This window comes from Nocardia sp. NPDC004568, assembly GCF_040609955.1.
In the GTDB taxonomy this organism is placed as follows: domain Bacteria; phylum Actinomycetota; class Actinomycetes; order Mycobacteriales; family Mycobacteriaceae; genus Nocardia.
On sequence record NZ_JBEXLL010000033.1, the window covers coordinates 15,957 to 39,699 of the forward strand.

General features: G+C 68.5%; 25 protein-coding genes. 10 read left to right on the forward strand and 15 right to left on the reverse strand.

Annotation, left to right across the window (positions count from 1 at the left end):
• Positions 1-249: 249 nt before the first annotated feature.
• The 10 genes from ABZV91_RS16655 to ctaD form a co-directional block, all read right to left on the reverse strand.
• Positions 250-1,611, reverse strand: a complete 1,362-nt coding sequence (locus tag ABZV91_RS16655; RefSeq protein ID WP_355241868.1) for a class I SAM-dependent methyltransferase — start codon at positions 1,609-1,611, stop codon at positions 250-252.
• Positions 1,611-2,591: a class I SAM-dependent methyltransferase gene (locus tag ABZV91_RS16660; protein WP_355241871.1), complete on the reverse strand. Its 981-nt coding sequence runs from the start codon at positions 2,589-2,591 to the stop codon at positions 1,611-1,613. Before ABZV91_RS16660 ends, ABZV91_RS16655 begins: the two co-directional genes overlap by 1 nt.
• 72 nt (positions 2,592-2,663) lie before the next feature.
• On the reverse strand, positions 2,664-3,446 hold the full coding sequence (locus ABZV91_RS16665) for an enoyl-CoA hydratase-related protein (RefSeq protein WP_355241874.1): 783 nt from the start codon (positions 3,444-3,446) through the stop codon (positions 2,664-2,666).
• An 11-nt stretch (positions 3,447-3,457) separates the two neighbouring features.
• Positions 3,458-4,291: an NUDIX hydrolase gene (locus tag ABZV91_RS16670; RefSeq protein WP_355242020.1), complete on the reverse strand. Its 834-nt coding sequence runs from the start codon at positions 4,289-4,291 to the stop codon at positions 3,458-3,460.
• A gap of 259 nt (positions 4,292-4,550) precedes the next feature.
• Positions 4,551-5,384, reverse strand: a complete 834-nt coding sequence (locus tag ABZV91_RS16675; protein ID WP_355241877.1) for an ABC transporter ATP-binding protein — start codon at positions 5,382-5,384, stop codon at positions 4,551-4,553.
• 129 nt (positions 5,385-5,513) lie between these two features.
• A complete protein-coding gene (locus ABZV91_RS16680; protein ID WP_355241880.1) occupies positions 5,514-5,810 on the reverse strand; it encodes a histidine phosphatase family protein in 297 nt (98 codons plus the stop codon).
• 4 nt (positions 5,811-5,814) lie between these two features.
• On the reverse strand, positions 5,815-6,150 hold the full coding sequence (locus ABZV91_RS16685) for a histidine phosphatase family protein (RefSeq protein WP_355241883.1): 336 nt from the start codon (positions 6,148-6,150) through the stop codon (positions 5,815-5,817).
• A gap of 3 nt (positions 6,151-6,153) precedes the next feature.
• Positions 6,154-6,945: an aminoacyl-tRNA hydrolase gene (locus tag ABZV91_RS16690; protein WP_355241886.1), complete on the reverse strand. Its 792-nt coding sequence runs from the start codon at positions 6,943-6,945 to the stop codon at positions 6,154-6,156.
• 186 nt (positions 6,946-7,131) lie between these two features.
• Positions 7,132-8,349 (reverse strand): phosphoserine phosphatase SerB, encoded by a 1,218-nt coding sequence (gene serB, locus ABZV91_RS16695; protein WP_355241889.1) that lies wholly within the window; start codon positions 8,347-8,349, stop codon positions 7,132-7,134.
• A 369-nt stretch (positions 8,350-8,718) separates the two neighbouring features.
• A complete protein-coding gene (gene ctaD / locus ABZV91_RS16700) occupies positions 8,719-10,461 on the reverse strand; it encodes a cytochrome c oxidase subunit I (RefSeq protein WP_355241892.1) in 1,743 nt (580 codons plus the stop codon).
• 373 nt (positions 10,462-10,834) lie between these two features.
• Between ctaD and ABZV91_RS16705 the strand changes: the two genes are divergently transcribed.
• The 4 genes from ABZV91_RS16705 (at position 10,835) to nrdF (ending at position 14,665) form a co-directional block, all read left to right on the forward strand.
• Positions 10,835-11,917 (forward strand): ABC transporter substrate-binding protein, encoded by a 1,083-nt coding sequence (locus tag ABZV91_RS16705; protein WP_355241895.1) that lies wholly within the window; start codon positions 10,835-10,837, stop codon positions 11,915-11,917.
• Positions 11,918-12,169: 252 nt separating this feature from the next.
• Positions 12,170-13,180: a dioxygenase gene (locus tag ABZV91_RS16710; protein WP_355241898.1), complete on the forward strand. Its 1,011-nt coding sequence runs from the start codon at positions 12,170-12,172 to the stop codon at positions 13,178-13,180.
• 125 nt (positions 13,181-13,305) lie between these two features.
• The gene (locus tag ABZV91_RS16715; protein WP_355241901.1) at positions 13,306-13,533 is read left to right on the forward strand and encodes a hypothetical protein; all 228 of its coding nucleotides are present in this window, start codon (positions 13,306-13,308) and stop codon (positions 13,531-13,533) included.
• 169 nt (positions 13,534-13,702) lie between these two features.
• Positions 13,703-14,665 (forward strand): class 1b ribonucleoside-diphosphate reductase subunit beta, encoded by a 963-nt coding sequence (gene nrdF, locus ABZV91_RS16720; protein ID WP_355241904.1) that lies wholly within the window; start codon positions 13,703-13,705, stop codon positions 14,663-14,665.
• Positions 14,666-14,916: 251 nt separating this feature from the next.
• Here nrdF and ABZV91_RS16725 read toward each other — a convergent pair whose 3' ends face one another.
• Positions 14,917-15,825: a hypothetical protein gene (locus tag ABZV91_RS16725; RefSeq protein ID WP_355241907.1), complete on the reverse strand. Its 909-nt coding sequence runs from the start codon at positions 15,823-15,825 to the stop codon at positions 14,917-14,919.
• A gap of 405 nt (positions 15,826-16,230) precedes the next feature.
• Here ABZV91_RS16725 and ABZV91_RS16730 point away from each other — a divergent pair, with 405 nt between their 5' ends.
• The 3 genes from ABZV91_RS16730 to ABZV91_RS16740 are packed head-to-tail and all read left to right on the forward strand — an operon-like array spanning position 16,231 to position 18,183.
• Entirely contained in the window at positions 16,231-17,052 is an 822-nt protein-coding gene (locus tag ABZV91_RS16730; protein ID WP_355241910.1) for an SH3-like domain-containing protein, read from the forward strand.
• 30 nt (positions 17,053-17,082) lie between these two features.
• A complete protein-coding gene (gene scnC, locus ABZV91_RS16735; RefSeq protein ID WP_355241913.1) occupies positions 17,083-17,805 on the forward strand; it encodes a thiocyanate hydrolase subunit gamma in 723 nt (240 codons plus the stop codon).
• 18 nt (positions 17,806-17,823) lie between these two features.
• The gene (locus tag ABZV91_RS16740; RefSeq protein ID WP_355241916.1) at positions 17,824-18,183 is read left to right on the forward strand and encodes a thiocyanate hydrolase; all 360 of its coding nucleotides are present in this window, start codon (positions 17,824-17,826) and stop codon (positions 18,181-18,183) included.
• Between the two features lie 69 nt (positions 18,184-18,252).
• On the opposite strand, the gene ABZV91_RS16745 is transcribed toward ABZV91_RS16740, so the two are convergent.
• On the reverse strand, positions 18,253-19,164 hold the full coding sequence (locus tag ABZV91_RS16745) for a MerR family transcriptional regulator (RefSeq protein WP_355241919.1): 912 nt from the start codon (positions 19,162-19,164) through the stop codon (positions 18,253-18,255).
• A 34-nt stretch (positions 19,165-19,198) separates the two neighbouring features.
• Positions 19,199-20,206, reverse strand: a complete 1,008-nt coding sequence (locus tag ABZV91_RS16750) for a YafY family protein (protein WP_355241922.1) — start codon at positions 20,204-20,206, stop codon at positions 19,199-19,201.
• A gap of 62 nt (positions 20,207-20,268) precedes the next feature.
• Between ABZV91_RS16750 and ABZV91_RS16755 the strand changes: the two genes are divergently transcribed.
• Positions 20,269-20,856, forward strand: a complete 588-nt coding sequence (locus ABZV91_RS16755; RefSeq protein ID WP_355241925.1) for a TIGR03086 family metal-binding protein — start codon at positions 20,269-20,271, stop codon at positions 20,854-20,856.
• Between the two features lie 58 nt (positions 20,857-20,914).
• On the opposite strand, the gene ABZV91_RS16760 is transcribed toward ABZV91_RS16755, so the two are convergent.
• Together ABZV91_RS16760 and ABZV91_RS16765 are read right to left on the reverse strand one after the other, a co-directional pair.
• Positions 20,915-21,187 carry a GNAT family N-acetyltransferase gene (locus ABZV91_RS16760; RefSeq protein WP_355241928.1) on the reverse strand — a complete coding sequence of 91 codons (273 nt, stop codon included), beginning with the start codon at positions 21,185-21,187 and terminating at the stop codon, positions 20,915-20,917.
• Entirely contained in the window at positions 21,142-22,389 is a 1,248-nt protein-coding gene (locus ABZV91_RS16765; RefSeq protein WP_355241931.1) for an LLM class flavin-dependent oxidoreductase, read from the reverse strand. Before ABZV91_RS16765 ends, ABZV91_RS16760 begins: the two co-directional genes overlap by 46 nt.
• Positions 22,390-22,586: 197 nt before the next feature.
• On the opposite strand from ABZV91_RS16765, the gene ABZV91_RS16770 reads away from it, so the two are divergent.
• Together ABZV91_RS16770 and ABZV91_RS16775 are read left to right on the forward strand one after the other, a co-directional pair.
• On the forward strand, positions 22,587-23,048 hold the full coding sequence (locus ABZV91_RS16770; protein ID WP_355242023.1) for a LysR family transcriptional regulator: 462 nt from the start codon (positions 22,587-22,589) through the stop codon (positions 23,046-23,048).
• Positions 22,996-23,499 carry a LysR family substrate-binding domain-containing protein gene (locus ABZV91_RS16775; protein ID WP_355242026.1) on the forward strand — a complete coding sequence of 168 codons (504 nt, stop codon included), beginning with the start codon at positions 22,996-22,998 and terminating at the stop codon, positions 23,497-23,499. The genes ABZV91_RS16770 and ABZV91_RS16775 overlap by 53 nt, the downstream gene beginning before the upstream one ends.
• The last annotated feature ends 244 nt before the right edge of the window (positions 23,500-23,743 follow it).

Sequence of the window (23,743 nt, forward strand, 5' to 3'; positions counted from 1 at the left end):
GCGGTGACGACTGTCCAGGCGATCCGGCAGGAGGCCGGCTACGCCGGGACATCGTGCACTCCGAACAGGTGCTACAGGCGATGAAGCGGCTGCACGGGGCCACCGGGATACGCGGGGCCGCGGAGTGCTCTCATTCGACGAGCGCGGATCACCGACGGACAAACCCATTCCGACCCTGGATGCCTTGGACGGGGAGCCACCGCGCTACGTCGAACTCCGGTAACCCGTTCCGGAGTCCCCATACTCAGGTCAGGCCCGCGAAGCCTCACACAGGAAGACGGTCGCCGTGGTGCCGATGCGGGTGATCACGAGCGTATAGGGCCGGCAGCCGGTGGGTTTCAGGCGTCGCCGCAGAATATCCGGATCGACGTCCACACCGCGGACCAGGATTTCCAGCGGCCCGCAGTCCCGGCGGCGCAGTTCCGCCCGCAACACTTTCTCCCGCAACACACAGCGGTCGAGAATCCGGAAGCCGCGCACCCCCGCGGGGGGACGGTCGCCGGTCAGGTAGGCGATCCGCGGATCCAGCTGCCACAGACCGTGGCGGGCCGCGTAGTGCCGGACCAGCCCGGCGCGGACCACCGCACCGTCCGGGTCCACGATCCACTCCCCCGGCGCGCGCTCCGGGATCTCGCTCGGATCGGCATCGGTGAGGGTGGTCACCGCGCCGCCGGAAGTGAGGACGGTGGCTCGGCGGCCCACCCCGGGCTCGCGCAGGCCCGCCGACCACAGGCACGCTTCCCGGACTCCGCCGTCCAGCGAGACGACCTCGACCTCACCGTCCCAGCCCAGCGTGTCGAAATCCATTCCGGGAGCGCATTTCACGACCAGATCGCGGCCCGCGTACACCGCCAGCAGATCCGGTAGCGGTGGTTGCAGCGCGGCCGGATCGTGGGTGCGTTTCCCATCGGCCCGCCGGCCCGGATCGGCCACGACGACGGTCCCGGATGTGCACGGGAACAGGGCGTCGGCGCGCACGAGCACAGTGTTCTCCGGCGTCGCCCGCGCCGCCGTCGGGCGAGGCGCCGGCGAGCCCGGATCGGCCACCGCGCCCGCGGCACCGCCGGGAGCGAACCCTCGTGACCTCGGTTCGCCGCCGCCCCGCTCCGTCGCTTCGGTGGCACCGGCCACAGCTGTTCCGCTGCGGTGCGCGGGTGCCACCGGCGCGGAAGCGGGCGGCGGGACCGGATGGGTCAGATTGTGCCGGGCCATGGCGAGCCGGATCGGGTCCAGATCGCTGCCGACCACCCGCGGGCACACCCGGGCCAGTTCAGCCAGCTCCGCGCCGATCGAGCAGGTGACGTCGTGGACATCGCGACCGGCCAGCCGGCTCGCGCGATGGCGGGCGACCAGGGTCGGGGTGGCCTGCTGTACCGCGTCGTCGGTCAGCAGCCACTCCTGGGCGCCGGACAGTTTGGCCGCGGCCCGGCGACGCAGGCGGACCGTCTCGATGAGCGCCGCGGCGCGCTCACCGTAGGTCCGGCGCACCGCGGCCACATCGCGGAGCTGCGAGGCGGAGGTGAGTTCCAGCTCCGCGACCTCGGCCAGCGCGGCCGTACCGTCCGCCGAGCCGAGATAGCCGATATCGGCCGCGTCGAAGCCGTACCCCACTATGTCCCGGCGGCGGCCGGTTTCACTCCGGTGATCATGGCGTTGTAGAAGAACTGCCGCGGCACCACCCGACGCATCACGTTCTCGTCCACCCAGCTCAACCCCAGCCACGCGCGGTACATCGCCATCCGGTAGCCCCAGGTGAGCTTCTCGTCCGGAACGGCCGCCTCGAAGGTCCGCACCGGCCAGCCCCACAGGGCGGCGGCGAACTCCTCGGTGTGCGCGGCCACCTCCACCGCGCCCGCCGAGCGCGCCATCTCCTCGAGCCGGGTCGGGTCGAAGGTGTGCAGGTCGACCACGGCCTCCAGCGCGGCGGCCCGCGACGATTCGTCCAGTTCCTCCTGGGGGCGGCGCCAGTCCCGCAGGAACGGGAGTTTGGTGAGGGCGGTGGTCGCCTTCCAGGTGATGTTGCCCAGATTGCGGGCATAGAAATTGCCGATGGTGGTGGGCTCGCCGGCGAAGACGAAACGGCCGCCCGGTTTCAGCACCCGCAGGCATTCCCGCAGCGATTGCTCCACATCCGGGATGTGGTGCAGGACCGCGTGCCCGACGACCAGGTCGAAAGTGTCGTCGTCGTAGGGGATGGTCTCGGCGTCGGCGACCCGGCCGTCCACATCCAGGCCCAGATGTTCGGCATTGCGCAGCGCGACCTTCACCATGCCGGGCGACAGATCGGTGACCGAACCGCTCTTGGCGATCCCGGACTGCATGAGGTTCAACAGGAAGAAACCGGTACCGCAGCCCAGTTCGAGAGCCCGCTCGTACGGCAACTCCGCATCGGTGCCGACCGCGGCGTCGAACCGGCCGCGGGCGTAATCGATGCAGCGTTCGTCATAGGAGATCGACCATTTGTCGTCGTAGGTCTCGGCTTCCCAGTCGTGATACAGCACCTGGGCGAGCTTGGTGTCCTCGAATGCAGCTTCGACCTCCGCGGCGGTGGCGTGCGGATGGGGTGCGGGGTCGTCGGGGCGTACCGTCATGGTCGGAGAGCCTATCCTTTCCCGGCCGGACTTCCGATACCGCCGGGTAGGTTCGGGTGACCCGCGACTCGTTCAGCGCCCTGTGAATACGGCCGACCCCGGCCCGTCACGCAGGTAGGAGCGGGTGCCGAGGCGCTGGTCGGCGGTGCCGAACAGTTGCGCCCACTCGGCACGGGCCCGCTGCGGACCGTCCGGCCCCGCCTCGAACACCGCCTTCGCGGCGGCCAGCGCCCGCGCCGGACCGTCGGTGAACCGGCGGGCCCAGTCGATCGCCGCCCCCAGCACATCGTCGGGCGCGACCACCTGGTCGACCAGACCCAGCCGCGCGGCCTCGTCGGCCTCCACGAAACGTCCGCTGTACACCAGGTCCTTCGCCGCCCCCGGACCGATCAGCAGCGACAGCCGCCGGATCCCCGCGAGCGGGATGAGTCCCGCATCGATCTGCGGAAATCCGAACTTCACATTGTCACCGATGATGCGCCGGTCGGCCCCCAGCGCCAGCTCCAGCCCCGACCCGAGGGCGTATCCGCTGATCGCGGCCACCGTGGGCTGCGGGATCGCGGCCAGGCAGCCCAGCGCGGTCTGCAGGTCGCCGGCCATGGCGGCGGCCTGTTCGGCGGGCAGCTCGGCCAGCTCGGCCAGCTCGTCACCAGCGCAGAACACCCGCTCGTCCCCGTAGACCACCAGCGCGGCGATCTCCGGATCGGCACCGCAGGCGGCGGCCGCTTCCGCGATCTCGCGGATCAGCTGGGTGTCGAACAGATTCATCGGCGGGCGGGCGATACGCAGCACCGCCACACCACGCCCGGACCCGCTCGCCTCGCCGGACCGGGACAGGGATACGAATTCCGCCATGGACGCCTACGCTACCGGCCGCCGGCGGCGCCGCCCGCATTCCCGGAGCCGCCCAGCAGCGACGGATCGGTATCGCGCATCCCCTTGGACCCGACCAGCCGCGACGGATCCGGCAGATCGGCGAAGTAACGCATATTGTCCGGGAACTGCAGCAGCGGCTTACCGTCCACCTCACCGAACACCGGCTGGATCGGATCGATCGCCGGTTCGGCCGCCAGGATCCGCGCGGTATCGGAATAGCCGGCCAGCGACGTCAGCTGCGACCAGGTCGGCGGCAGCAGCACGTGCTCACCCGCCCGCCACGTCTCCAGCGCCGCCGCCGGAGTGGACCACAGCACCAGATCTGTTTCGGTGGTCGCTCCGTCGGCCAGTTGCCCCTCGGGCAGCACCGCCACGAAGAAGTGGGTGTCGTAACGGCGGCGCTCCACCGTCGGAGTGATCCAGCGCGACCACGGCCGCAGCAGATCGGCGCGCAACACCAGCCGCCGCTCGGCCAAGAACTCCGACAACGTCAGATCCCGGCCCTCGATCCGCTCCCGCTCCCGGCGGTACCCGGTGGTATCGGCGACGACGGTATCGGCGGTCGGCCCGGCCAGCAGCACCCCGCACTCCTCGAAGGTCTCCCGCACCGCCGCACAGACCAGCGCCTTGGCCCGGGCCTCGGACACCCCGAACCGCTCCCCCCACCAGCGCGGTGACGGCCCGGCCCAGTCGATCGCCACCTCGGCGTCCACAGGATCCACCCGCCCACCCGGGAAAGCGGTCATCCCGGCGGCGAAAGCCATCGCCCCCGCCCGCCGCTGCAGGAAAACCTCCGGACCGGCGGCGCCGTCACGCACCAGCATCACGGTCGAGGCATCCTTGGCCTCGGGGACCCCCGCCGCCGAATCCGGCACAGTCGTCTCACTCACCCCTCGCACACTAGCTGTGGTGTCGGTGCGCCGGTGCGCGGGGATGAAGGTGACGGTGCGCGAGGATGAGGAGGGCGGGCGGGTCGGCGAAGGTGAGAGCCCTGCGCGCCTGGACTTCCGCCTCGGTTGTCATCCGCCCGCGCCTTCAGCACCGTTCCCGAAGTGCCGCTCTTCCCCGCGCTCCGGTGGATTCCTACCGCGACCGGTGCCGTCCCAGCCGCCGCTTCCGGCGGGCGAAATACCGGCCATCGATCCGGTCCAGTGCGATGTTCTGGCGGAAGGCTTCACTCAGGTTCTCGGCGGTGAGGACGTCGTCGAGCAATCCCTGGGTGACGATCTCGCCCTCGCTGATCAGCATGCAGTGAGTGAAGCCCGGCGGGATCTCCTCGACGTGATGGGTGACCAGCACCAGCGCCGGGGCGTCGGGATCGGAGGCCAGATCGCCCAGGCTCTCCACCAGCTCTTCCCGGCCGCCCAGGTCCACGCCCGCGGCCGGTTCGTCCAGCAACAGCAGCTCCGGATCGGTCATGAGAGCGCGGGCGATCAGAACCCGTTTGCGTTCGCCTTCCGACAGTGTGCCGTAGGTGCGGTCCAGAAGGTGTTCGGCGCCCAGGCTTTCCAGCATGTCGATCGCGCGGTCGGTGTCGACGTCGTCGTACTTCTCACGCCACCGGCCGAGGACCGCGTAACCGGCGGAGACGACCAGGTCGGCCACCCGCTCCTCCGGCGGGATACGCGCGGCCAGGGCCGCGGAGGACAGCCCGATCCGGGGCCGCAGTTCGCTGACGTCGGTTTTGCCGAGTCGTTCACCGAGTACGTAGGCGGTGCCGTAGGAGGGATGGGTCTCGGCCGCCGCGATCTGCAACAGCGAGGTCTTTCCGGCTCCGTTGGGGCCCAGGACGACCCAGCGTTCGTCGAGTTCTACCTGCCAGGTCACCGGGCCGACGAGATTGTGCCCGTTGCGGCGGATGGAAACATTGGTGAAGTCGATGAGCAGATCTGGATCTGGATGCGCCACGCGCTCCATCTTGTCTCGAGGCGAACACGCTCGCGGCACCGGGCACCCGCGATTCACCGCCGCCCCGGCGCGCGCGACCGCCCGGATCGGCAGTATGCGACAAACAGGAGGGGCAGGCGGACGGGCAGGCGCAACGCCTCAGCGGCGCGTCGGCAGGTGGCGCGTATCGCCGAGGCTCTCGATCCTGCGGTTGTGGTAGTAGTCGTCCTCGGGGAGTCGGGTGATACTCCCGGCGGGGGCATGGAAGGCCACGTAACCGGCTGCCTCGAGCGGCATCCCGATCCACGCGGCCAGCACGAAGGTGAGGGTGCCGCCGTGGGTGACGATGACCTGGTTCGCGCAGCGGCTGTCCGGGACGGCGTTCACGGCGGCATAGACGCGCCGCGCGAACGCCGCCCGGGTCTCGGCGCCGGGGATACCTTCGTCGTGCGCCATCCGCTCACCGATCGCGGGCGGGCGGTACGAACCTCCGGTCGAGCCATTGCTGTGGTCGTCCCCCGGCCTCGCCGTAGGACTTCTCCCGGAGCCGGGCGTCGTACACCGGGGTCAGGTCCAGCGCGGCACCGATCACCGCGGCGGTCTGCGCGGTCCGGCGCAGATCCGACGAGAACAGTTCGACGTCCGCGCCGTGCGGAATCCGCGACCGCACGGCCTCGGCGACAGCCTCCGCGTCGCGTTCACCGGTAGCGGTGAGCCGGGAGTCGTACCAGCCGCCGACCACCCGGTCGACGTGATGCGTCGCTTCCGGGTGGGTGACGACGTGGACGGTGCGCATCTCCTACCACTGGTCCGGCCGCGCGGGCCGGGTGGCGATCACAGTGGTGGAACCCGGCGCGACCTCGGTGAAACCGGCATCGCGCACCGCGGTCGCCGCGCTGCGGGCGACGGCGGCGCGCAGCATCTGCCATTCGTCGGGCCCGGCCTCACGCACCGCGCAGGCGAATCCGCGCTGCGCCCAGGTCCGGGCCTGTTCCACCGGCAGCGCGCCGGCGAACAACATGCTCGCGTGTCCGACCTGCGCCGCGGCTTTACCGACGGTCATCCCGAGTTCGGCGTTCACCCAGAACACCGGGACGTCCAGGGGTACCGGCCCGGGATCGTCGGATTCCAGATCGGTGCCGCCGATCTGGAGGCGCCGGATCCGGGGGTCGACCTCACCCACGGGTCCCGGCACGAGGGCCCGCACCAGCGCGCCCCCGCTTTCGACGGTCACTCCGGGGACCTCGTTCGCGGCCGCCCACTGGGCTCCGCGCGCCCGCCGGGCGACCTTCCTGATCCGCGCGCGCTTCCACGCCAGATACGGCCGCTCCCATTCGCCTTCGTACCCGACGCGCGGGTCCAGGCACAGTGCGACCGCCGCGGCCGCCGCGGCGGCGAGGACATCGCTGCGCGCGGGCGGATCGGTCTTGGGCAGGTGCAGCACCATCTGCATCGCCTGCACCTGTGCGGGATCCTCGGGATCGCCCAACTTCCCGTACCCCGCGGCGAGTTCGGCGTGACGTTCGGAAAATCCTGGGTCCGACAGGAACTCGGGATCAGTGTCTTCCGGGAAGTCCGGCTCCGTATCCATCTCGCGACCGTTCGCCGCTACATCCGTCACGCCGCTATCCGGCATTCCACCAACCCTCCCAACACCCGAGCTTCACCGGACGACAGCCTACCCACGCACCGACACCCGACCCCTCGCGGTGCCGACTCGGGCACGGCTTCCGGAGCCAGGAGGCCTCGGCCCGGCGGGCGCCGGCACGCCGGAAACTCAGCCCAGCGGGACTCGTCGCAGCAATCCGTCCTCGGCGTCCGCGGCCTCGACCTCGTCACGGGTCACGCCCAGGATGAACAGCACGGCATCGAGGTAGGGGTGCGACAGCGCGGTATCGGCGACCTCCCGCAGCGCCGGTTTGGCGTTGAACGCCACGCCCAGGCCCGCCGCGTTCAACATATCGATATCGTTGGCGCCGTCCCCCACCGCGACGGTCTGCTCCATCGGCACCCCGGAGTCGGCCGCGAAAGCCCGCAGCGCGGTCGCCTTGTAGGCCCGGTCCACGATCTGCCCCACCACCCGGCCGGTGAGTTTCCCGTCGGCCACTTCCAGGACATTGGCCCGGACGAAATCGAGGTCAAGCTCGCGGGCGAGCGGGTCGATCACCTGCCGGAACCCACCGGAGACCACCCCGCACCGGAAACCGAGCCGTTTGAGCGTCCGGATGGTGGTCCGGGCCCCGGGGGTGAGCTCGATCGTCGCCGCCACCGCCGCGATCACCGATTCGTCCAGTCCGGCCAGCGTCGCCACCCGCTGCCGCAGCGATTCCGCGAAGTCGATCTCCCCGCGCATCGCCGCCTCGGTGACCTCCCGCACCTGGTCCTCGACGCCCGCGTACGCGGCCAGCATCTCGATCACCTCGCCCTGGATGAGGGTGGAATCCACGTCGAAGACGATCAGTCGTTTGGCCCGGCGCGCCAGCCCGGCCCGCTCCACGGCGATATCGACCCGTTCGATGACCGCCACATCGGCCAGCGCGGTCCGCAACCGGGAGTCGGTGTCCCGGCCGTGATCGGGCGCCGTGACCATCAACTCCATCCCGGTCACCGGGTAGTCGGCGATACCGCGGATCGTATCGATATTCGCGCCGAGCTCGGCCAGTTCCCGGGACACCGTACTGAACGCCCGCGCCGTCACCGGCGACCCGAGCACCACCACCGCGTGTGTGGACACCGGCGCCCGCGCGACCTCGGGGTCGATATCGACATCGACCTGCATACCGACGGTGTTCATCGCCTCCTCGAGCTCATCCTGCAACGACTCGGGGTCGGACGGACAGCTGATCAGCACACCCAGGGTGAGCCGGCCGCGAATCACCACCTGCTCGATATCGAGCAGACTCACCCGGTGCCGCGACATGGCCGACAGCAGAACCGACGTCACACCGGGACGGTCGGGCCCGGTAACGGTGACCAGCACGGTGGTCTCGGCCAAAACAACTCCCTATCTTCGGCGACGCCTCCGGCGTCGCGGGGCCGGGGCCCTAGTGACCCCGGGCTGTGTCTCTTTGCGTCGCCTCCGGCGCCGCGGGCGGACCCCTCGTGACCCCGACCATGGATGTCGACCACAAGGAGGTAGCGCCACGCTGCGCACGATCACAGGGCCCGCGGGCCTGCCCACAACAATGTAAGTACACACCCCATCTCGCCTGCGGACGGCCCCCTGCCCACACGCCGCAGAGGAGCCCCCACGCGCCCGGCCCCATGCCGCCACCCGGACATCGAATGCCGAGGCAACCGCAGGCGCCGAAAACACAGCACCCGCCGGCCGAAGCCGACGGGTGCTTTCGTGAGCGACCGGAGGTCAGGACTTGACCAGTGTCGTCTCCTCGGGATGGTGCTTGGCACCGCCCGTGAATCCGACGTGGGCTTCGTTGCGCATCCGCTCGATCATGTGCGGGTAGTGCAGTTCGAAAGCGGGACGTTCGGAGCGGATCCGCGGCAGTTCGTAGAAGTTGTGCCGCGGCGGCGGGCAACTGGTCGCCCATTCCAGGGAGTTGCCGTAGCCCCACGGGTCGTCCACCGTGACCACTTCGCCGTAGCGGTAGCTCTTGAAGACGTTCCACAGGAACGGCAGCATCGAGGCGCCGAGGATGAACGCGCCGATGGTCGAGACCGTGTTCAGCGTGGTGAAACCGTCACCGGCCTGGTAGTCGGCGTAGCGGCGGGGCATGCCCTCGGCGCCCAGCCAGTGCTGCACCAGGAAGGTGAGGTGGAAGCCGAGGAACGTGGTCCAGAAGTGCCACTTCGCGAGCCGCTCGTCCAGCATGCGGCCGGTCATCTTCGGGAACCAGAAGTAGATACCGGCGTAGGTGGCGAACACGATGGTGCCGAAGAGCACGTAGTGGAAGTGCGCGACCACGAAGTAGGAATCGGTGACGTGGAAGTCCAGCGGCGGGCTGGCCAGGATGACACCGGACAGACCACCGAACAGGAAGGTGACGAGGAAGCCCACCGAGAACAACATCGGTGATTCGAACGTCAGTTGTCCCTTCCACATGGTGCCGATCCAGTTGAAGAACTTCACACCGGTCGGGACCGCGATCAGGAAGGTCATGAACGAGAAGTACGGCAGCAGCACCGCGCCGGTGGCGTACATGTGGTGCGCCCACACCGCGATCGACAGGGCCGCGATGCCCAGGGTCGCGTAGACCAGGGTGGTGTAACCGAAGATCGGTTTACGGCTGAAGACCGGGAAGATCTCGGAGACGATGCCGAAGAACGGCAGCGCGATGATGTACACCTCGGGGTGCCCGAAGAACCAGAACAGGTGCTGGTAGAGCAGGATGCCGCCGGTGCCCGGGTCGTAGATGTGACCGCCCAGGTGCCGGTCGTAGGCCAGGCCCATCAGCGCGGCGGTCAGCAGCGGGAAGGCGAGCAGGACGAGCACGCTGGTGACGGCGATGTTCCAGGTGAAGATGGGCATCCGGAACATGGTCATACCCGGAGCGCGCAGGCAGACCACGGTCGTCAGCATGTTCACACCACCGAGGATGGTGCCCAGACCGGAGACGGCCAGGCCCATGATCCACAGGTCGGTGCCGACACCCGGGGAATGCAGGATATCGGTGAGCGGCACGTAGGCCGTCCAGCCGAAGTCCGCGGCGCCGCCCGGGGTGATGAAACCGGCGGTCGCCATGGTGGCGCCGAAGGCGTACAGCCAGTAACTGAAGGCGTTCAGGCGCGGGAAGGCGACGTCGGGGGCGCCGATCTGCAACGGCAGGATGATGTTGGCGAAGCCGAACACGATCGCGGTCGCGTAGAACAGCAGCATGATCGTGCCGTGCATGGTGAACAGCTGGTTGAACTGCTCGGGCGAGAGGAACTGCAGGCCCGGGCGGGCGAGCTCACCACGCATCATCAGCGCCATCAGACCACCGATGAGGAAGAACGCCATCGAGGTGGTCAAGTACATGACGCCCAGGACCTTGGGGTCCGTGGTGGTCACCATCTTGTAGATGAACGACCCCTTCGGCCCTGTTCGCGCCGGAAATGGCCGAGTCGCTTCCACCCCCTGCGGGACTGGCTTGGGCTCTACGGCAGTCACTGATCCTCCTGAAGGTGCCTTTAGGGTCGCTCCGCAGGCTCCACTGTTTTTGCCCGCCGCCCGGTGCGCCCGGGCGGCCAACGGTTAGCTTGCGCTTCTGGAATCGTAAACCTTCCGCCGAAGCGGGGTCCCCCGGGTCCTACTCTCTGTCGTACTCGGGGCCGGCGGGCGTTCTTCACCAACGGTCACACTCCATGAACGGCCCGCCGGACATCGCGTGCGCGAAGCGCGAGCCCCGAGGCCTGAAAGGCGAGACACAAGCGAGCCCGCGACCCCGCGGCGCCGAAACACAGCCTCGACCCCGCGATGCCGGAGGCGGCGCCGGCCAACACTGGCGCGCGTCGAATTCCTGTGAGCATGTACCCTTCCCGGCATGCCGGTGAGCCCCGCTGTCCACATCCCCGCCGCGCGTGAGCCCCGGATCTCCGGCCGGATCGGCCGGCTGCTGGGCGCCGTGCTCGCCTGCACCGCGCTGGCGGTGTCCGCGTGCGCGAGCCATCCCGACGATTCGGCCTCGATCATCCGCACCACCACGAATATCGCCGGTGCGGGGGTGGTCGGCATCGAACGTGACACCTCGCAGGCCTGCCCGCTGCCGTCTGCTCCCGATCCGGCGGACGGGCCGACCCGCACCGTCCGGCACGCGTCGGGCGAATCGCGGGTGCCGGCGGATCCGCAGCGCATCGTGGTGCTGGGCACCTCCGCGCTCGACGCCACCTGCGGGGTCGGTCTGTGGGAGCGGGTCGTCGGCGCGACCACGATCCCGGGTCCGGTGCCGCAGCCCGGGTATCTGGGTTACGGGGTCGTCGAGATCCCCGGCGTGGGTACCGCCGCCGACCCCGACCCGGCCCTCATCGCACAACTGGACCCCGACCTGATCCTCGGTGAGGTCCCCGCCGGCCGGGGCGACTACGCGGCGCTGAGCGCGATCGCCCCGACGGTGCTGATCGGCGAGGAGCCGGACTGGGAGAAGCAGTTCACCGCGTTCGCGGGCGCGATGGGCCGGCAGGCGGCGGGCGCGGCGGCGCTGGACGCCTATCACACCGAGGCCGCCGATACCGGCGCCACCCTCAACGCCCGCTACGTCCAGGCCTCGATCGTGCGTTTCACCCCCGGCGGTACGGAGTATCTGGGCAGCGAGACCTTCGCCGCGCAGATTCTCGCCGATACCGGCGCCACCCGGCCCACCGCGCAGCGGGAGACCTCGGCGCCGATCGACGAGTCCGATCCGATGGCCGCCGAGGGCGATCTGATCTATGTGCTGTTCGCCGGCCCGGACGGGCAGGAGCACGGGGAATCGGTGATGCGTTCGGAGCCGTGGGAGGAACTCGGCGCGGTGAGCGACAAGCGCACCTTCGTCGTCGACGACACGCTCTGGCACACCACCGGGCTCACGGCGGCGCGGGCAATCCTCACCGATATCCGCGACACCCTCAACGCCTACGTCCTGGACTGACTCCCGCACCCAGCCGATCGGGCGCGGGACCGCCGGTACCGGCCGGCGGGCTGGCCCTTGTTCCGCACCGTTGCCACCCCTCACGACCCGGCACGGCCTCGAGCCGGGTGAGCAACCGGGCCGACGCTCGCCGGTCCCGGCCTACCACCGACGCGGGCCGGCCGGTCCACAGAGGACTCACAGTGCGGCTCCAGCAATCCGCCAGACAGCGTTCCTACCGTGGTTGTCACCCCATCGAAAAGAGGTGCGCACGTGCGGAAACGACCCGACCGGCCCCGAACGGAACTACCCCACGAACACGATCTCGGGCTCGCCCACGATATGTCGGTGATGCTGTCCCGGCGGCGGGCGCTGTGGATCATGGGCGCGGTCGGGACCGCGTCCGTGGCCGCGGCCTGCTCATCCGGCACCGGCACCACGGCCACCGGTTCGGCATCGACCGCCGCCGCGAGCGGCAACGCGGTCGCCGCCGCCCCGCAGGAGACGGCCGGACCGTATCCCGGCGACGGCTCCAACGGACCGAATGTGCTGGTCGAGTCCGGTGTGGTCCGCTCCGATATCACCAGCAGCTTCGGCTCGTACACCGGCACCGCCGACGGCGTCCCGGTGACGATACGGCTCACCTTGCGGGATCTCGCGCGCGATGGCGCCGCCGGCCAGGGAATGGCCCTCTACCTGTGGCATTGCGACCGCGACGGCGAATACTCGCGCTACGGCCGAGGCATCACCGAACAGAACTATCTGCGCGGGGTGCAGGTCGCCGACGAAGCCGGGCAGGTGAGCTTCACCTCGATCTTCCCGGCCTGCTATTCGGGGCGCCGGCCACATATCCACTTCGAGGTCTACGACAGCCTGGAGACCGCGGTCGCCGGCGAGAACGCCCGCCTGACCTCGCAGATCGCGCTACCCCAGCAGGCGTGTGAACAGGTGTTCGACGCCGACTCGGGTTATGCCCGCAGCGTGACGAACCTGGCGGAGGTCACGCCGGCCGGTGACAATGTCTTCGGGGACGGCTGGGACGCCGAGCCGGCCACGGTCACCGGCGACCCGAAGAGCGGGATGGAGATCACCCTGACCATCGGCGTAGCCGAGAAGTCGGCGAATCGCGCCGAGGGCGGTCCGGGGCAGGGTGACACCCCGCCGGCGCCACCCGGGGGTGGTACGGGACCCGGCGGCGCCGCGCCCGCGGGCCCGCCCCCCGGCGGCGGGGCATCCGCCGGCAGCGCGTCCGGCGGTCCGCGGGCCGGGACGTCGGCCAACTGAGCGCGTACCGGACCCGAGCGCCCGGTCCACGCCCGGCGCCGAAGCCACCGGTCCGCAATCGGACATCAACCGTTCCGAGATACATTTCCGCAGGTGAACGGCACTGACGAGCGTACCTTCGAAGTATGGGCGACAACGCTGAGGGTGATCGCTCGCTCGCAAGCCGGCTGAGTATCGGGATCGTCATCGGACTGGCGATCGGGATTCCGCTCGGCCTGGTCGTGCTGAACAATCTGGCACTCGGTATCGGGCTGGGTATCGGCTTCGGCCTGGCCTTCGGTCTCGCCATGTCCCCGTCCTCCTCGGGTGACAACGGATCCGACGGCCACCACAAACCGCCGACCGACGACTGAAGTACGCTCGGCGCCTGCGGTCCACGCGCGCCGAAATCCGCCGCCCCCTAGCGCATTCGACGCGCAAAACACAAGTTGTGGTGGCGCTCGGTGATTCGACCCCCAAGGGGTAGTGTTACGGCACGCGCAGGGCAGTCGTCGGATTCGTTGGGAAGGGTGTGGAAGCAGCATGAAGCTCATCGATCGGGTTTCGGCCATCAACTGGAATCGGGTACCCGACGAGAAGGACGCCGAGGTCTGGGATCGGCTCACCGGTAACTTCTGGCTTCCGGAGAAGGTCCCGGTGTCCAATGACATCCCGTCCTGGAACACCCTCACCGCCGATGAGAAACAACTCACCATGCGAGTGTTCACCGGCCTCACCCTGCTGGACACCATCCAGGGCACCGTCGGCGCGGTCAGCCTCATCCCCGACGCGCTGACCCCGCACGAAGAGGCGGTGCTCACCAATATCGCGTTCATGGAGTCGGTGCACGCCAAGAGCTACAGCTCCATCTTCTCCACCCTGTGCTCGACCCGGGAGATCGACGACGCCTTCCGCTGGTCGGAGGAGAACCGCAACCTCCAGCGCAAGGCCGAGATCGTCCTCGAGTACTACCGTGGCGACGACCCGCTCGAGCGCAAGGTCGCCTCCACTCTGCTGGAGAGCTTCCTGTTCTATTCCGGCTTCTACCTGCCGATGCACTGGTCCTCGCGCGCCAAGCTCACCAACACCGCCGATATGATCCGCCTGATCATCCGCGACGAGGCGGTGCACGGCTACTACATCGGCTACAAGTACCAGCGTGGGCTCGAACAGGTCACCCAGGCCGAACGCGACGAGCTGAAGAACTACACCTTCGAGCTGCTGTTCGAGCTCTACGACAACGAGGTCGAGTACACCCAGGATCTCTACGACGAGGTCGGCCTGACCGAGGACGTCAAGAAGTTCCTCCGCTACAACGCCAACAAGGCCCTGATGAACCTGGGCTACGAGGGCCTGTTCCCGAAGGACGAGACCGAGGTCAACCCGGCCATCCTGTCGGCCCTGTCCCCCAACGCCGACGAGAACCACGACTTCTTCTCGGGTTCGGGTTCCAGCTATGTCATCGGTAAGGCGGTCAACACCGAGGACGAGGACTGGGAGTTCTGACCGGACGGGCGCCGACTTCCGGCCGAGCGGACGACTCGAGCAGCCCGTCGCGCGGTGACCGCCGCATCAGGCTCGAGGCGATGAGTCCGTGGACGGTCGGTGTAGGTAACAGGAGGCCACACGCGGTCGGCTGTGGTGACATCGATTCGAAGGTGGGCCACCACAGCCGGGCGTGACCCGGCGGTCGAGCCGACCACCCGCGGATACGCCCGGACCCGGATCCCCCGCTGTTCGGCCCTCGGCTGCCGGCCTCAGTCGGCGAATACCTCCGCGATATCCGATGCGGTGATGGCCCGGTCGAACCACCGGTCGAGTAGGTCGAGGTCCGCACAGCTCCGGATACGTTCCTCGGCCGCTGCTGGGACTGTGACTCCTCGTGCTTGCAGCAGTCGCAGGATCTTGTCGATCACATCTTCGAGCTTGCCTTCGGCCCGCCCCTCGGCCCGCCCCTCGGCCCGCCCCTCGGCCCGCAGGCGCTGGGACGTCTTCGATCGGTAGAACGACAGATCCACGCTCATCAGTTTGCTCCAGGTATCCGCGGCCGCCGTGTTGGCGAGGCCGAGTTCGGTGAGTTCGGCGAAGACGTGGAGGTCTTCTTCGTTGCCCAGGCCGTGCAGGGCCTCGGCAAGTGCTCTCAGTATCGCATCGACACCGGCATCCTTGGCATGCGTAATCGCCGACAACGTGGCCAGCGGAATATTGGCCGAAGCCAGATTCGGATCGGTGACAACGGGGACATTGTGCGGCCCGAGCACCAAGGGACGCACAGTGACCGTGGGCCAGTTCGGCACTCCGATGGTGATCGGTTGGTCGGCCCACTCGGCGGTCGCGGTGTCCTGACATACGACCAGTAGTACGACGCCGAGCCGATACTTGGCGTGCAGATAGGTCAGGTAGTACGCCCACGCGCTCGGCTTGTCCCGATCTTTACGACTTTGCGCCTCCACCAGCAGCAGGAACGGAGAGCCCACGACCGGCGTGATCCGTAGTAGCGTGTCGACCCGGCGCTCCAGCGGATGGATCTCGGTGAGATCGTTGGTGAGAACGGCGACCTCCGACGGGTCGTCGAAGGGGAGTTCCAGAGCGCGGAACGCCCGTGCGAAAACGCCGGGGTCATGTTGGAAGAGGCGGTGCATCGCCTCGTGCGCGGAGCCGACCATTTGCGCGACAATATCCGTAAACCTCTGCGCTGCAAAGACATTGATATCCCGTCACGGTGTGTCGAGATTTTCGGCGCGTCGCCGCGAATGCCACCGTCGGTCCCTCCGTACCACGCGCGCCGACCCCTGAGGCGTCCTGCGAGACCCACCGGTACCGATGGGGGGAGCGGCCATCGGAACGCTTCCGAGCCGGACTCCGCCCGCGCCCGGGACCCACGCGCCGGGTGACCGGGAGGGAGGCAGGGCGTCTTCCCTACGCCGCCGCGATACCGATACCGAACCGGAGTATCGGCTGGTCGGCGCCACCGGAACCGAATCGCAGATTTGATGGTTTCGAAACCCGGGAGTCCGACCGACCCCCGTTAAGGTTGATGGCGACCTACCCACTTCAGGGAGATGGCGATCATGGCAAATTCGGTCATGGACGACTACGTCAGTCAGCTGCGCGTCGCGCTACACCAGCTCCGCGATTGGCCCTACCCCGATCAGATCGATCACGCGCTGTTCCGGGCCTTCATGAAGACCCCGCACGATGTGGGCGGGGAACCCGACGCACCGGCTGTTTTCGAAGAAAAGGAAGAGGAGGTCTGGGAGCTCAATACGTTCATCACCTGTGAGGTGCTGGGCTGGCGGGGCATCTGGACTTCGGAGGAACGCCGCCGGCTGGGAAATGTCGATGTGGGGCGTACACAGTATCTCGGTTTCCCCTATTACGGCCGCTGGGTGCTGGCCGTCGCTCGCTGCCTCATCGACAAACGGCACATCACGCTGCGTGAACTGCTCGAACGAACCCAGGAGGTCCGGGAGCGCAGCGCGGGCAGTTCCGGCCCGTTGGAAGCCACGCCCCGCGGCACCGGAGACGGTACCGAGGTGGCCCGCAATATTCATCACCGTGACGCGGTCGGCCACGGCGATCCCCAATGCTTTGCCGGGCAGGCCGACACTCCCCGGTTCGAGGTCGGCGACCGGGTACTGGTGCGGGACCTTCCGACTATTTTCTACACCCGCACCCAGGAGTATCTGCGCGGTAAACCGGGGACGGTCGTCAAGGTGTCCTACGAGAGCCCGATACCGGAAGACGAGGCATTCGACCGCGAGGACCGGCGCCCCGAATGGTTCTATATCGTGCGCTTCGATATGACAGATCTGTGGGATCCGTACCAGGGAGCCCCCGGTGACACCTTGCAGGCGGAAATATCGGAGCCCTGGCTCCAGGCGATCTCGTAGACCGGGTTACACCTCAGTGAGAGGAACACGATGAGCGGGAATTCGAACGAAGGCGAGGACCAGGACGCACCCCGGCACGCGGCGCCGATGGTGGAGGAGGTCACCGATTTCGAGGTGCTCGAGATCGCGCTACGCGAGCTCGCGATCGAGAAGGGATTGTTCACCGCCGAGGACCACCGCCGCTACACCGAGTACTTCGAGCAACTGGGGCCGGCGCCGGGTGCCCGTTTCGTCGCCAAGGCGTGGTCCGACCCCGATTTCAAACAGCTCGCCTTGGAAGACGCGATCACGGCATGCCATGAGGTCGGTATCGATTGGCTGAAACCGACCGGCTTCGGAACTCCCAGCGATTTCACCGCCCTGCACGTCCTCGAGGACACGCCGACGCTGCATCACGTGGTCTGCTGCAGTCTGTGTTCCTGCTATCCCCGTCCGCTGCTCGGGAATTCGCCCGAGTGGTATCGGACGCCGAACTACCGCCGCCGGCTCGTCCGCTGGCCGCGTCAGGTTCTCGCCGAGTTCGGCCTCTACCTCACCGAAGACGTCGAGATCCGCGTCGAGGACTCCAATTCCAAACATCGGTTCATGGTCCTGCCGGTACGCCCGGACGGCACACAGGGATGGACCGAGGAGCAGCTCACCCAGATCGTGACACGTGACTGTTTGATCGGTGTCGCACTGCCCAAGCCCGGACGGACCGCGGACGTGGAACGCCCCGTACACACCGCGGTGCACCCGGCACAGAACTACTGACGGACCGGAGGACAACGGATGCCAGTGAGCGAGGACATCACGCGGGTCAGGGTGCGGCTGCTGGAGGAGATGATCGCCCGGGGGCAGGTGTGGTCACGGATGGCCGACAAGTACGGCGTCGAGAACCCGTCGCCACCGTGGAAATCGAGTTTGGACGGGATATGCGACGCTCTCGACCGCGAAGGGGCGGCGCTTCCGCTGCTCGCTCGGCGTGACGAGGAGGACCGTCTCACCGAGGAGGTGTATGCGGCGCTGCCGTTCCCGGAGAATCAGCTCGTCGCGCTGGCGCATTCGCTGATCGCCAGAGGAATCATCGACGAGGCCGAGTTGGCCGGCCATATCGAGGAGGTCCGGGCCAGGCTCGAAGCGACAGGATGAACCCGTCGGGATGTTTCGGAAGAAGTCGTCTCCGGTGCGGCGATGGTGTCACCGCACCGGAGACGTGGATCAGGCGTGGGCACGTAATGCGTCGATGACCCACTCCCAGGCCGGTACCAGGGGTTCCCGCTGCGGCCAGCCGTTGAGCACCGCCAGCAGTTCCCAATACCGCTCGACCCGGCGGTCGGTGAACACCTCCGTCCGGTCGGCCAGTCGCCGGCGTTCCGCCGCAGGCAGATCGGCGTCGATGATCTGTTCGAGTACCTCTCGGCCGCGGTCTGATTCGGGTGTCACGCCTCCGTCGAGCGCGCGGAGGGCGTGCTCGGATACCCGCGCCGGGTCGATCGCGGCCTCCGGCCCGGTATCACCCGTGGCACCGGTCACCGCCATCTGCCGGCAACGCGCCTGGAAGTCGGCGTCGGCGACCAATTCGGCCAATTCGATCCAGGCATCCACTTGTTCCGGGCTCGGGTCGTCGGGAAGTTCGGCGGGGAGCATTCGCATCCCCTGGGCGATATTCGCTCCCGGCGCGTCATCCGCTATCCCGTCGAACATGGCGTCGACGAAGTCGTCGATCAGCCGTTGGCGTTCGGCGGCGGACAGTCGGGCCATCTTGTGCATGATTCTCATCTCCTCGGTCGAGCTTCCTCGATGAGCGACCGAACGCAGCACCGCCCGCCGGATCCGCAGGGTGCGGATCTCGGCGTCCAGAGCGCGGGCGTGCGATGCGGCGACCTCGGCCACAGTGGCCTGCCGCCGCAACACCTTCTGCACAGTCGGCAGATCCAGACCCAGCTCGCGGAGCGTGCGGACCAGATCGAGCCGAGCCACCGCTTCGCTGTCGTAGAGCCGGTAGCCGGACGGCGAACGGTCGGTCGCCGGTACGACTCCGGAGTCCGACCAGAACCGGATGGTCCGCACCGAGAGTCCGGTGCGGCGGGCCAACTCACCGATGGTGAACAGTGCGTCGTGGTCACTCACGGCAATCAGCCTGAACCTTCCAGTAGATGGAGAGTCAACAAGGATTTCGCCCGTCCAGCACTTCGGCAGGATTCGGCTGCCCCGCCGCCGTCCGATGATGAGCGCCGGCGGCCTCCGCGATCGCGATGATCCGGTCCCGCAACTCCGCCGGGGCCAGGGCATCGACCTCGGCACCGAAACCCACCAGCATGGCCGCCGCTCCTTCCACACTGCGCACCCGCAGCCGGTACACATCCGGCTCGCCGGCGACGGGTTCGGGGTCACCGAGCGCGGTCACCGCCAGTGACCGCAGGACCAGCGACAGTCGCGGCCGGGGCACGCGTAGCACGATCTCGGTGGCGGGCGCCCCACGGAAGTCGTCGCGCATCTGCCGCCACACCCGGCGCAGGTCGAGGTCCGGCGGCCGGCGGCTGGGCTCACCGAGCCGGCGCACGGCACTGATCCGGGACACCCGGTAGCTGCGCGGCCGGCCGCGATGGGCGGCGACGAGGTACCAGGTGGTGCCGACCTGGAGCAGCCCCCACGGATCGACGGTCCGGTCTCCCGGCGCGGTGGCCTGTCTCGACTGGTAGCGGATCCGGATCCGCTCGTCGTCGAGCACCGCGGCCTGCACCGCGGCCAAGGCGTCCAGCACCGCCGGTTCGCGGTGCCATCCGCCAGCATCGAGGACGATCCGATCCTGTACATGCGTGACCAGCCGGTGCTGGTCGTCGGGCAGAGCGGTGGACAGCTTGTGCAGGGCGCTACAGAACGAGCTTCCCAGACCGAGCGCTTCGGCCGTACCGCGCCCACCCGCGACGAAGAGCGCGCGGGCCTCTTCCGCGGTGAGCTGCTCGGCATCCGGTTCGAACCCGGGGAGCAGGGCGAATCCACCACCGCGGCCCCGCTCCGCGTACACCGGGATACCGGCGCCGGACAGCGACTCCATATCCCGCAGCACCGTCCGTTTGGTGACCTCGAGACGTCGGGCCAGCTCGGCGGCACTCATCCGGCCGTGCCGCCGTAGCAGTTGAACGATCTGGAGCAGACGATCCGCGCGCACTTCTCCAGAATCGCACGCAAAGGTGACACCAGATGTCACCTTGTATGTCCGAGACTGCTCCTATGACCCAGATTCCGGATTTCCGATCAGATCTCGCCGCCGCGCAGGAGTGGGTGGCCGGACTCATGGCCACGGTCCGCACCGACCGCTGGAACGCGCCCACACCCTGCACGGGGTTCGACGTGCGCGCACTGCTCGAGCACCTCTCCTGCCATCCGGCCAAACTGGTGGCGACCGCCACGGGCGCCGACCCGCGCGTACTCCCCTCCCGAGCGGATATCGACACGGAGCGGCCCGGCGAGGACTACCTGAAACGCTCGAGCGCCGCCCTCGCCCACTGGGCCGACGACGCGCTGCTGACCCGCACGCTCATCGCGCCCTGGGGCGAGGCCCCGGGCGGACTCGCCGTCGGCGGATACCTTATGGAAACCGTCGCACACGGCTGGGACCTGGCCGTATCCATCGGGCAGCCCGCGGAAGCCGAACCCGCACTGGTGGCCAAGGCGCAGGCCATCGCCGACCGGGCGCTCAGCGACGCCTTCCGCGGCCCCGGGTCCCCGTTCGGCGTGCGCGTCGAACCGCCCGCCGAGGCCGGGCCGACGGAGCGACTGGCCGCCTTCCTCGGACGCAGCCGGCCCGAGAGCCGCTGACCGTCGCACGGGCCCGCCGCACCGTGTCGCCGGCCGACACCGCGGCGGGCCGGTGTGCTCACAGGTCGAGGACCATTTCGAACTCGGGCCGGTCGCCGCCGACGGTGCCGCAGACACCGGTGCGCCGGAATCCGTGGCGCAAGTACAGGCGTTCGGCCGCGATGTTCCCTTCGGTGACCTCGAGACGGATCCGGCCGCCGCCGACGCCGGCGTGTTCCAGCACAGCATGCAACAGCAGATCGGCGACTCCGGTGCCCCGCGCTTCCGGCGCGACCCACATGGAGATCAGATGGAATTCACCGTCGTCGCCGGTGATGCCGACCGTCCCCACCGCCGCATCGGCGACGACTGCCAGCAATTGCGCACGCCCGACGAGCAGCTCGCCAGTCCCGTTCCGCACGCCGCCGGGCCGTCTCCAGGGTGGATCCGCACGCATGAGGTGCGTTTGATCGTGACCGCCACCCATTCGGCCGCAACGAAGGCTTCCTCGCCGAGAACCGATCGGGCACCGGCGAGATCGGCATCCGATTCTTCGGTGGTGGGGAGCACGGTGGCGGCTTCGGCGACCGCGAGCACCGCCCTTTGTCGATCATCGAACAATCCGGCCGCCCGCCATGCCGGTAGCAGGTCCAGCTTCTGCTGCGCTATTCCGGCTCGTCTCGCCTCGCGCGAGTGCAGCTCCACGCAGAACGCGCACGCGTTGATCTGCGATGCACGCAACTTGATGAACTCGGTCTCCTGGACCGAGAGTCCACGCTGTAGAACCGCCGATCGAATCGCCGACGAGAACGCTTCCGCGGCCTTCCATGCTTCGGGCATGACCCTGTCCAAGGACGGACGCATGAAGTCTCCATTTCCGCGGTGACAGCACACGCCCGTCCTCCGCTCTCCGGCGAAACGTCCGGGCGCGCCGCCGATGACGGCGAGCATGAGCCCGAACCCGTAGCGAGCGGTGCGGAGCACCGACTCGGGTGTCCCGCCGACCCCGACCCAGGTAGCGAGACGTCCCGATTCGGTCTTCGGATACACATCGGCATCGCGCAGAGCGGCCCGGGTAGTGCCCTCCCAGGTCACCGGCGTCTCGTCCAGGAGTCGGTGGAACAGATCGATCTTCTCCTCGAACAGCACGTCGTAATCTTTCAGGTCGTACCCGAACAGCGGGAACGACTCGGTGAACGATCCGCGTCCGAGGATCACCTCCGCCCGGCCGCCGGACAGCGCGTCCACAGTGGCGAACCGCTGGAAGACCCGCACCGGGTCGTCCGAGGACAGCACCGTCACGCCCGAGGCGAGCCGGATACGCTGCGTGGCGGTCGCGATTCCGGCGAGCACCGTCTCCGGGCTGGAGATCGCGTACTCCGGCCGATGATGCTCACCCAGCGCGATCACGTCTATGCCGACCTGATCGGCCAGGACTGCCTCGGCCACCGCGGCGCGGATCGCCTGCGCGTGCGAGACGATCTCTCCTCGATCGTCGCGGGGCCGGTCGCCGAAGCTGTCGATTCCGAACTCGATCGCCGAAACGTCCGTCATGTAACTCCCTCAGAGCTTTCGTTGTGCGCTACCGCCACCGTGCTCGGCCCATGACCTCCCCGGCGTCGACCAGGTTCGACGGGGCAGGTGACACGTCTCCCATGGCCCGGAAACGACCGTACGGCCGCCCTCGAGGGGCGTCCAAGACTTGTTCGGCCGCGAAACGATAGAATTCGTCTATCGATATCGGCCCCCGCCTGCTCCGCTACTTCCTCGCCGTAGCCGAGGAACTCCACTTCGGCCGTGCGGCCACCCGTCTCTACATCGCCCAGCCGTCCCTGAGTCACCAGATCCGCAAACTCGAGGACACCCTCGGCACCCCGTTGTTCGTGCGCTCGAACCGTCGGGTGCAGCTCACCGCCGCGGGCCGGACACTGGTTCGCGAGGCGCCGAAAGCGCTGGCCGCACTGGAGCAAGCCGTGCAGCTCACCCGGCTGGCCGGGTCGGGGTTCGCGACCACGATTCGGCTGGGCTATACCCCGGTCACCGGCTTCGACACGCTCACCACACTGCTGGGGGCTATCCGGGAGGACCACCCCGATCTCCTGGTCGACCCCCGAGAGTTCTTCAGTGCCGAGATCCCCGACCGGCTCCGCGCCGGCGACCGTGGATATCGGTCTCGCCCTCGCACCACAGCCGGTCGACGGGGTAGCCGGTGAGATTCTCCGCAAAGAGCCCGTTTCCGCACTTCTCAGCGCTCGCCACCACCTCGCCGACACACCGCGGATCCCGGTGACCGCCCTCCGCGACGAGACGCTGCTGCTGTTTCCCCGCCACCTCGCGCCGGCCTACTACGACGGCATCGTCGCCGCATTCCGCGAAGCGGGCTTCTCCCCCGATATCTGCGCATTCGACGAACCGCCGGTGTACGCCATGCTCGCCCGGCTCGCCGGCGGACGCGAGATCGGCCTGGGCCCCGCGTCCTTCGCCGAGCACGCCGCGAAGACCGGCACCGGCATCGTTTTCCGCGAGATCGTCGATCCGCCGATCCTGGCCGAACTGTCGATGCTATGGCCCGCGAACGATCTCTCGCCCGCCATCGCGAACGTCCTCGCCACCGCCCGGCGAAGCGCCGAACACAACAAATGGCTCCACAACCCCACCACGTAATTCGCGTGGCCGCGGCCCGTGGTGACGATCACCGAATACGTCTGCTGTGAATCCTCGGCACGTGATGCGAGTACCCGCGGCTTCCGGGTGATCATGGTCGACGACGCGAATGCCGCACGCCGCGACCGCGACCACAATGCCACCCTGCACACCATCTACCGCTCGGTCGGCGATGTGCGCCCGACGTCGGAAGTACTGGACATGATCGAAACGGCCGGGCCGAGCGGTGGAGACCGCCGACTTC